Origin of the sequence: Brachyspira sp. (genome assembly GCF_050873525.1) — a bacterium.
Taxonomy (GTDB): domain Bacteria; phylum Spirochaetota; class Brachyspiria; order Brachyspirales; family Brachyspiraceae; genus Brachyspira.
Genome location: NZ_JBNMIZ010000134.1, coordinates 1 through 7199, shown reverse-complemented (window position 1 = coordinate 7199; position 7199 = coordinate 1). Strand labels below are relative to the sequence as shown.

Here is a 7199-nt window from a genome sequence, read left to right as displayed (position 1 = left end):
TTTAATAACTTTGAAATTATTTGATAAAAAATTATATAAAAAATGTAATGATACGAAATATATTATTGAAGAACAACTTAAAATTTTTGAGAATTTAAATTTTAAATTAGAATATGATAACGAGGTATAATAATGAATAAGGATATTGAAAACGCTATAGCTCTTTTGTATGATAAAGAGATTCATAATGCTCCCGTAGTCGTATCGAAAGGAGAAAAACTGCTCGCTAAAAAAATGGTTTTTCTCGCTAAAAAATATAATGTTCCGATAGTGGAAGACGAAGAAACTGCGAAGATGTTAATGGAATTAGACATAGGAAGAGAAATTCCTTATTCGCTTTATAGAGCGGTTAGTATAATACTTGGGCATGTATATAAATTAAAGGAAAGTCTATAAACTTATAAAGAGTTATAATTATGGAAAATTTCGCTAAAATAAAAACGCAGGATATTAAATCCCAGCCAGAAAGAAAAGATATATATTTGGATAACGATTTTATCGCGATAAGCAAATATATAGAAGTGAAAGACGAAGATATAAACAGGCTTAAAAAATGGGATATAACCGAAGTTTTTATTAAAGATTTGGAAAGCGAAGGCGCGACTCATAACTCCGTGCAGGATTTCGATAAATTTTTAAGAGAATATAAAGTATTTAAAAATATTTATTTGAATATAATAAAACAAACGAAAAATAATCTGGGAAATTTCAGGCATAATAATCTTGTCAACATGAAAGAACTTAACGAAATCATTGACGGACTTTTGGATATAATGAATAGGAATTTAAATAGTTTTATAGCTCTTTTAAGTATTTTTAATTTTAATAAAGAAGATTTTTATTATGTTCGTTCTTTAAATGTCGCCATAATATCGTTAATCATAGGAAAAGGAATGAAACTTTCGGATGGAATATTAAAAAAACTCGGACTCGGAGCGATTTTATACGATATAGGTTTGGTTAAAGTTCCCGAAAAAATATTAAATAAACAATATAAACATACTCCAGAAGAATATGCCGAAATAAAAAAACACACGGTTTACGGTTATAAATTAATGAAAAGCAATTTTAGATTTGAAGAAGAAATGGCGGCAATAGCGCTCGAACATCATGAATATTTTAATGGCAAAGGCTATCCGCGCGGAATATCTGGAAACGAAATACATTTATACGCGAAAATTGTTGCAATTGCGCATGAAGCGGAAAAGGTAATGAAAAATAATAGAATTCTATCGGACGAAAAAAATCTGAGCTCCGATAAAAAAAATGTCGAAAAAAAACTATTATTTGATTCGGTAAAACTTATAATGCAGGGAGCTAATAATAAATACGACCCTACAGTTTCAAAAGTGTTTATCGGAATATTCAATGTTTATCCCGTAGGTTCGGTAATTATTTTGAACGATAAGAGAAAGGCTTTGGTTTTTGCCACTAATAATAATTTTCCGATAAGACCTATTATAAAAATAATGTCCGATGAAAACGGAAATTTTACGGAAAATGGAGAGGTTATAAATTTGGTTGAAAATAATCAAATATTTATAAGCGGAATAGACAGAGACGATAAATTTTTGGAGGAGGTAAATAAAAAAATATTAAATAAAGAATAAAAACAAAATGAAAAATAATAAGGAAATAGGCGACAAAGGAGAAGAAATCGCCTTAAAATATCTCGAAAAACTCGGATTTAAACTTCTCGAAAGAAATTTCAGAGGAAAAAGAAGAGGCGAGATAGATTTAATAATGACAAAAGGAGTTGTTATTGTGTTTGTAGAAGTGAAATATCGAAGACAGGGAAGTTTTGGATATGCGGCGGAATCTATATCAAAAGCAAAGAAAAAGAAACTATACGAAACTGCCGAAGAATACTTAATTAAAAGAGGATTAGGTTTAAATCAAAAATGTTCCTTTGGGGCTGTTCTAATAGACGATACCCTTAATAAAAGAGAAATATCTTTTATAGAAGATATATTTATTTAGGGGTTGAATATGAAAACGGCTGTAATAATTAATTATAAAAAAATAGATTTATACAAGAAAAAACTTAAAGATAAAAAATATATAGATAAAGCTATAGAGAGATTAGCGGAGCATTTGATAAGCGCCGTAATCGAATAATAGAATAATAAAATATATAGCGATAATAAAAGAGTATTTTAATGAATATAATAGAAAGAGGAAAATTTACTCTGCTGCTTGAAAGCGAGAATCTTAAAAATTTATCCGATAACTTGGATTATAATTTTGAGAATGCGGTTAATGAATTATTTAAAATCAAAGGCAGAGTCATAACTTCGGGCGTAGGAAAAAGCGGACATATCGCAAGAAAATCCGCGGCGACTTTCGCGTCAACGGGAACGCCGAGTTTTTTTGTGGACCCCAACGAATGTTTGCATGGCGATTTCGGAATGATAACGAAAAACGATTATTTAATATTATATTCAAAAGGCGGAGAATCGAGAGAGATAATAGAATTGGTTAATTGGTTATGCAGGCAGAATATTCCTTATATTGCGATTACCAACGAGAAAGATTCCACTTTATCGAAAAATGCAAAAATAACTTTACTCACTCATGTGAAAGAAGAAGCTTGCCCTCTCAAATTAGCTCCTACCGTAAGCACTACTGCGTCTTTGGGAATATCGGACGCGTTGGCTACGGCATTAATGGAAATAAGAGGTTTCAAAGCGGAAGACTTTGCAATATTTCATCCTGGCGGAAGTTTGGGAAGACAGCTTGCAAGAGTTAAATCAATAATGCATAAAGATAATCTTCCTATAATCGATTTATCAACGACTTTATATGACGCTTTATTTAAGATAATAGAATGCAAATTGGGAATAGCGATAATAACGGACGATAATAATATTTTAAACGGAATAATAGTCGATGGAGATTTGAAAAGACTTTTAATAAAAAATAAATCGGCTGAAAATATTTTATCGAAAAGCATAAAAGATATAATGAATAAAAATCCTAAAGTTATATACGAAGACACTTTAATCGGAGAAGCCTTGCATATAATGGAGGGAAAAATAACGAATCTTGTTGTTGTCGAAGATACCGATAAAGGAAAAATTCCAATCGGCATAGTTCATATACATGATATTTTGAAAATAAAAGCCTTCTAATTTTAATCCATCAAAAACGGCAATTTATTTTAAAATTAAAAAAGAACGAGAATTTATAATTTTCGTATTTCGTCAATAGTTAAGCCTGTTATTTCGCTTATAAGGTTAATATCCATATTTTTATTTTTCATTGATTTTGCCAATAAGATTGTTTTATTTTTTTCGCCTTCCTTTATGCCTTCAAGTTTTCCTTTTTTAATTCCTTTTTTTATTCCTTTTTCAATTCCTTCTTTTATTCCTTCTTCTCGTTCTCTATCCAGCATAATTTTTTGTCCTACTAAAAATGCATCCCTTGCGTCATAGGCTCGCATAAGTTTATCGTCCGAAGTAAATCTTTTATATTCTTCTATTACTTTTGTCATAATCGGGTTTGCCTCCTTCAATTCTTTTTCTATAGATTTTAAATTTTTGCTTGTGAAAAATTTCATCCAGGTTAATAGTTTGTTTTTCTTTAATTCATCCAAAGTTGATTTTTCAATTATTTCAATAAATCGTTTCGCCTCGATAACATGCATTTGAATAAAATCTAAATCTACATTATGGTTTTTAGTGTCGATTAATTTAAAACAGCGATGCGGTTTGCCTTCGTCTCCAAAATCTAAATTAAAATTAAGTAAATTTATGCTAATAATTCCTGAAAGTTGTTTGTAATCTTCACCTTCTTTTAACTCATTGACGATATTTTTTGAAATATAATAAAAAATTCTTTTAAGAAAATCCATATTTCCGCAAAGTTGAATTTCAATAATTACGGTTCGATTGTCTTTTGTTTTTGCCTTAATATCTATAATTGATTCTTTCAAATCAATATTTTCCGAAAGATTATAAGGGTCAATTATTTCTAAATCTTTAACTTCTTCAAAATTGAAATCTCTTAAAGCGGCGTTAACCATGTCTTCAAGAACTTTTTCATTTCCGTTTTTGCCGAGTAGAAATCGGACAAATAAATCATTTAGTTTGTTAATTTCTCTATTTATATTTCTTTTTCTCTTCATAATTATATTATACCAAAAAATTAATTGTTTGTCAAAATATATTAAAAATAATAAAAAAATTACGGGCTGCCGAATAAACGACAACCCGCATTTGTAAAATTAATTTAAAGGATATGCTTAATTTACAAGAAGAATACTCCCGCTCCTATGACTAATCCGCTCACAATGAGAACTATTAAAGTATAACCCATAATATCTCTTGCTCCGAGTTTAGCCAAACCAAGCGCAGGCAAAGCCCAGAACGGCTGAATCATATTTGTCCAGCTGTCTCCATAAGCTATACACATTGCAACTTTCGCGGCATCTACGCCTATTTCCGCTCCTGCAGGCATCATAATCGGTCCTTGAACAACCCATTGTCCGCCGCCTGATGGAACGAATAAATTTACTATTCCCGCGCTTAAGAATGTGAATAACGGGAAGGTTTTTACGGTAGATACATGAACGAAGAAATTGCTTATTACATGCGCGAGCGATAATCCCGTTTCCGCATTAGCTCCAGTCATCATGCCCATAATACCCGCGTATAGAGGGAATTGCAATATTATTCCAGCAGCTCCTTTAGCCGCTTCTCCGAAAGCGTCTATTAAACTTCTTGGCGTTTTATGAAGAAGAACTCCAAGCATTAAGAATATAAGATTTACGATATTCAAATTCAAATCGAATTTTCCAGAAGATGCAAAATAATAAACTATATATGCAAATCCTAATACTGCGAGAACATAATTTACGAAACAACCGTTTTCCAATTTTTCCGCAGGAGTCATATTTTTAAATTCTTCTTTTGATATTTTTTTAACTCCGACTTCTTCTTTAATAAGGTTAGGGTCGATAATGAATACATCTTCTTCGTTTTTAGGATGCATCAAAACATTGATAATTGGAAGCAAAATCCACATTCCCACTACTATAAATATATTATAGCTTGAGAATAAAGTTTGACTTACGGGAACGGCTTCCGTCAAAGAGCCTCCAGTTGCAGATAAATCTCCGCCAGCTATTACCAAAGGAACAGAACCAGAAAATCCTGCATGCCACAAAACGAATCCCGAATATGCGGAAGCTATTAAAAGTCTATAATCTATTCCTTTAACTTTTCTTGCGATTTCTTTTGCATATATTGCGCCGATAATCAAACCGAATCCCCAGTTCAATATACAAGCCGTATATGAAATTATACTTACCAAAGCTATTCCTTGAGCGGGATTTTTAGGAATATTTGACAAATGGTCTAAAAGTTTTTTGAATGGAGGAGACAAAGCGAGAACATGCCCCGTTACCAATACCAAAACCATTTGCATACTGAATGCAAGCAAACTCCATACGCCTTTACCCCAATGTCCTACTAATCCAATAAAACCTTGTTTAGTAAATATCATTGAGGCTACAAATACTATAATCGTTAGTATTACGGCAAAAATATACGCGTCGGGCAGGAATTTTTGCATTACCATTGTCGATGCATGCGCCAGCCCTTCGATTATTCCTCTTTTCTTTTTAGTGCTACTCATTTTTTTCTCCGTTATTTGTATTTTTATTTTATTGATTTTGATTTATTTTTTAATTATTACGAGAACTTGATAAAGCCCTCGTAATAACTATTTGATTTTTGATTTTATAAAGTGTCGACATCCACCTCTTTAGGATTATTGATTATCAAATCCGCATCGGTGCTTGCCTTTATATCTTCTATGCTTGAAGTTGAAAATATTTCCGTAAGTTCCAATCCCTTATCGGTTACTTTCATAACTCCCTTTTCCGTTACTATCATATTGACTTGATTTTTAGCGGTAAGAGGAAGCGTGCATTTTTTCAATATTTTTTTAGCTCCTTTAACCGTATGTTCCATAGCCACTATAACCAATTTAGCTCCGACAACCAAATCCATAGCGCCTCCCATACCTGGAACCAATTTTCCCGGAACCATCCAGTTTGCCAAATTGCCTTCTTGGTCTACTTCCAAAGCTCCCAAAACCGTAGCGTCAACATGTCCTCCTCTTATTATTGTAAAAGAAGTAAAGCTGTCGAAATAAACTCCGCCTGGTAGCAAAGTCACCAAACCGCCTCCAGCGTTAGTAACATTAGGGTCTTCCTTTCCTTTTTCAGGAGTAGGTCCCATTCCTACCATTCCGTTTTCCGATTGCAATAGAACTTCGACTCCTTCGGGTATATAGTTTGCGACTTCCGTAGGCAATCCTATTCCCAAATTAACCAAGTCTCCGTCTTTAAGCTCTTTAGCCACTCTTCTGGCTATAATTTCTCTTGTTTTTTCTTTTGATAATTCTGCCATGATTTTCTCTCCTTTTAAGCCTTTTTAAGCCCTTTAGCTAAATAGTCGTAATCGCTCTTAACTACATAGTCCACGAATACGCAAGGAACGGTTATATTATCGGGGTCTAATTCGTCAACTATCTCTTTTACTTCGGCTATAACGGTTTTACAAGCCATAGGCATTATCATATTCCAGTTTCTCGTAACGCCATGGTGGAATAAATTTCCGTATTTATCCGCCTTATCCGCATAAACAAGCGCTATATCTCCGTATAAAGGTTCTTCAAGAATATATTTCTTGCCTTTAACTTCGATTATTTGCTTGCCTTCTTCGACAAGAGTTCCTATTCCCGTAGGAGTAAGTATTCCTCCTAAACCAGCTCCAGCCGCTCTTATTCTTTCGGCTAAAGTTCCTTGTGGCACCAATTCGACATCGATTTCTTTGTTATTGTTTTGTTTTTGAGTTTCGGTGTTAGTTCCGATATGCGAAACTATAACTTTAGAAACTTGACGATTGGTCATAAGCCTACCGTAAGATTTGTCGGCAAAAGCTGTGTCGTTTCCAACGAGCGTTAGGTTTTTAACTTTGTTTTGGTCTGCAAGTAAATCCGTAACTTCCCATGCAGAACCCCATGCTAAAAACCCTCCAAACATTACTACCGAGCCGTCTTTGATTAAATCGCAGGCTTCTTGTTTTGAAATTATCTTTACCATAGTCCCATCCTTTTTTATGAAGTTGTTTATATGTTTTTTATGTATCTATTATAGTAAAAAATAACGGTTATGTCAAGTAGTTATGTTA

Annotated in this window: 9 protein-coding genes; 5 read left to right on the top strand and 4 right to left on the bottom strand. The window is 32.9% G+C overall.

The genetic code is table 11. The features are described 5' to 3' along the window. Window positions 1–132: 132 nt before the first annotated feature. From ACR0QS_RS09130 to ACR0QS_RS09110, 5 genes are read left to right on the top strand one after another with little or no spacing between them, the layout of a single operon-like run. The gene (locus ACR0QS_RS09130) at window positions 133–396 is read left to right on the top strand and encodes an EscU/YscU/HrcU family type III secretion system export apparatus switch protein (RefSeq protein WP_432633133.1); all 264 of its coding nucleotides are present in this window, start codon (window positions 133–135) and stop codon (window positions 394–396) included. 20 nt (window positions 397–416) lie between these two features. Then, a complete protein-coding gene (locus ACR0QS_RS09125; RefSeq protein WP_432633132.1) occupies window positions 417–1610 on the top strand; it encodes an HD-GYP domain-containing protein in 1194 nt (397 codons plus the stop codon). Between the two features lie 7 nt (window positions 1611–1617). Next, window positions 1618–1980, top strand: coding sequence for a YraN family protein (locus ACR0QS_RS09120; protein ID WP_432633131.1), 363 nt, complete (start codon window positions 1618–1620; stop codon window positions 1978–1980). Between the two features lie 9 nt (window positions 1981–1989). Continuing rightward, entirely contained in the window at window positions 1990–2118 is a 129-nt protein-coding gene (locus tag ACR0QS_RS09115) for a hypothetical protein (RefSeq protein ID WP_432633130.1), read from the top strand. A gap of 41 nt (window positions 2119–2159) precedes the next feature. Then, a complete protein-coding gene (locus ACR0QS_RS09110; protein ID WP_432633129.1) occupies window positions 2160–3131 on the top strand; it encodes a KpsF/GutQ family sugar-phosphate isomerase in 972 nt (323 codons plus the stop codon). A gap of 53 nt (window positions 3132–3184) precedes the next feature. Here the strand turns inward: ACR0QS_RS09110 and ACR0QS_RS09105 are convergent, their stop codons facing one another. The 4 genes from ACR0QS_RS09105 to ACR0QS_RS09090 form a co-directional block, all read right to left on the bottom strand. After that, the gene (locus ACR0QS_RS09105; RefSeq protein WP_432633128.1) at window positions 3185–4126 is read right to left on the bottom strand and encodes an Rpn family recombination-promoting nuclease/putative transposase; all 942 of its coding nucleotides are present in this window, start codon (window positions 4124–4126) and stop codon (window positions 3185–3187) included. 122 nt (window positions 4127–4248) lie between these two features. Then, window positions 4249–5637, bottom strand: coding sequence for a short-chain fatty acid transporter (locus ACR0QS_RS09100; protein ID WP_432633127.1), 1389 nt, complete (start codon window positions 5635–5637; stop codon window positions 4249–4251). Window positions 5638–5741: 104 nt separating this feature from the next. Next, window positions 5742–6416, bottom strand: a complete 675-nt coding sequence (locus ACR0QS_RS09095) for a 3-oxoacid CoA-transferase subunit B (RefSeq protein WP_432633126.1) — start codon at window positions 6414–6416, stop codon at window positions 5742–5744. A gap of 14 nt (window positions 6417–6430) precedes the next feature. Beyond that, complete coding sequence (locus ACR0QS_RS09090; protein WP_432633125.1) at window positions 6431–7111, bottom strand: CoA transferase subunit A; 681 nt, start codon at window positions 7109–7111, stop codon at window positions 6431–6433. Between the last annotated feature and the right edge of the window lie 88 nt (window positions 7112–7199).

What these genes read in the sequence shown, in the direction of transcription:
- ACR0QS_RS09115 (WP_432633130.1), top strand. Translation starts at nt 1,990, where the DNA reads ATGAAAACGGCTGTAATAATTAATTATAAAAAAATAGATTTATACAAG.
- ACR0QS_RS09095 (WP_432633126.1), bottom strand. Translation starts at nt 6,416, where the DNA reads ATGGCAGAATTATCAAAAGAAAAAACAAGAGAAATTATAGCCAGAAGA.
- ACR0QS_RS09100 (WP_432633127.1), bottom strand. Translation starts at nt 5,637, where the DNA reads ATGAGTAGCACTAAAAAGAAAAGAGGAATAATCGAAGGGCTGGCGCAT.
- ACR0QS_RS09105 (WP_432633128.1), bottom strand. Translation starts at nt 4,126, where the DNA reads ATGAAGAGAAAAAGAAATATAAATAGAGAAATTAACAAACTAAATGAT.
- ACR0QS_RS09120 (WP_432633131.1), top strand. Translation starts at nt 1,618, where the DNA reads ATGAAAAATAATAAGGAAATAGGCGACAAAGGAGAAGAAATCGCCTTA.
- ACR0QS_RS09110 (WP_432633129.1), top strand. Translation starts at nt 2,160, where the DNA reads ATGAATATAATAGAAAGAGGAAAATTTACTCTGCTGCTTGAAAGCGAG.
- ACR0QS_RS09130 (WP_432633133.1), top strand. Translation starts at nt 133, where the DNA reads ATGAATAAGGATATTGAAAACGCTATAGCTCTTTTGTATGATAAAGAG.
- ACR0QS_RS09090 (WP_432633125.1), bottom strand. Translation starts at nt 7,111, where the DNA reads ATGGTAAAGATAATTTCAAAACAAGAAGCCTGCGATTTAATCAAAGAC.
- ACR0QS_RS09125 (WP_432633132.1), top strand. Translation starts at nt 417, where the DNA reads ATGGAAAATTTCGCTAAAATAAAAACGCAGGATATTAAATCCCAGCCA.